Here is a 1,377-nt window from a genome sequence, read left to right as displayed (position 1 = left end):
TCCCAAGCCACTCCCCATCTCCGCCCCCGTCTCCGCCCCCGAGTCGCTCCTCGCCTCCGCCGCCCGGCACGGCCTGCGCCGGCTCCCGCCCGCCAACCCGGCCGACCTCACCGCCGACCTGGCCCGCGTCCTGCCCGGCGAACCCGTCCTGCTGCGCGGCCTGGGCCTCAACTTCTTCGACCACATGGCGCTGCTGACGGCCGGCCGGGGCGGCGTCTTCACACCGGACCCCGCCACCGGCGCGCTGACCTACCACCCCTCCGGGCGCGAGCCGCTGCTGTACGCGGGCTCCCGGCGCGGCATCCCCTACCAGGCGCGCGGCGACAACGAGAAGGGCGCCTCGGAGCGGCACGCGCCGCGGCTGCTCACCCCGGACGTGGTGGAGCGCTTCCGCAAGCGGGCGGAGGCGGGCGACGCACCGGACTTCCGCGAGGAGGTGTGGCCGCTGATCGCCCGGGAGGTGGAGACCGTCTACTACACCACCCTCACCGCCGATGGGAGCGCCGCCGACCCGAGCGCCGCTGGCCCGCACGTCCTTCCCGTCCCCGCGGCCCTGCTCACCGCCGCGCCCTACGACCCCGACGACCTCGCCGCCGTCCTGGACGCGCACCGGGTGCCGCCGGAGCTGCGCTGGTCCTGGGAGCGCCTCGCCCGCCCGTACGCCGACCGCGCTTTCACCTCCCCCTCCGACTTCCAGGACTGGCTGCTGGACCGCCTGCGCGCCGACGCGGCAGAGGCCGCACGCGGCAATGTCACCGGCCCGGTCAAGGCGGCCCTCGACGTGCTGCGCGACATCCGCAACGAGGTCCGCCAGATCGTGGACCACTCCGGCCTGGCCGGCCTCTCCCGCCGGGAGCACCTGGACCGCTGGTACACCCCGCTGAACGCCTTCCTCTCCATCGGCCCGCCGCGCCGCCGCATCGAGGAGATGACCGCGCTGATCGAGGCCGGCGTGCTGCGGATCGTCGGACCGCGGCTGCGGGTGCGCGTCGAAGGCGGCGTCTTCACCGCCGACTCCCCCGATGTGCCGGGCTCCGCCGTGACGGCGACCACGCTGATCGAGGCCCGGCTGCCCGAGCCCGACCTGCGCACCACCGGTGACGCCCTGCTGGCCGCGCTGCTTGCGGAGGGCGGCTGCCGGACGCACCGGGTGGACGACCACGACACCGGCGGCCTGGACGTCACACCGGCGCCCTACCGGCTGATCGACGCTCACGGCCGGGCCCATCCGCGGCGGTTCGCCCTGGGGGTGCCCACCGAGGGCGTGCACTGGGTGACGGCGGCCGGGGCCCGCCCCGGCGTCGGCTCGGTCACCCTGTCCGACGCCGACGCGGTGGCCCGCGCCGCCCTGCGCACCCTCACCGCATCCCCCACCCT

1 protein-coding gene is annotated in these 1,377 nt (G+C 76.5%); it reads left to right on the top strand.

Annotation, left to right across the window (positions count from 1 at the left end):
• Positions 1 to 1,377, top strand: a 1,377-nt coding sequence (locus C6N75_RS29815; RefSeq protein ID WP_105871944.1) for an FAD-binding protein, incomplete at both ends; no start/stop codon positions are given.

This window comes from Streptomyces solincola, assembly GCF_002982015.1.
In the GTDB taxonomy this organism is placed as follows: domain Bacteria; phylum Actinomycetota; class Actinomycetes; order Streptomycetales; family Streptomycetaceae; genus Streptomyces; species Streptomyces solincola.
Note: the sequence above shows the minus strand (reverse complement) of the source record. Positions and strands in the feature narration are given on the sequence as shown.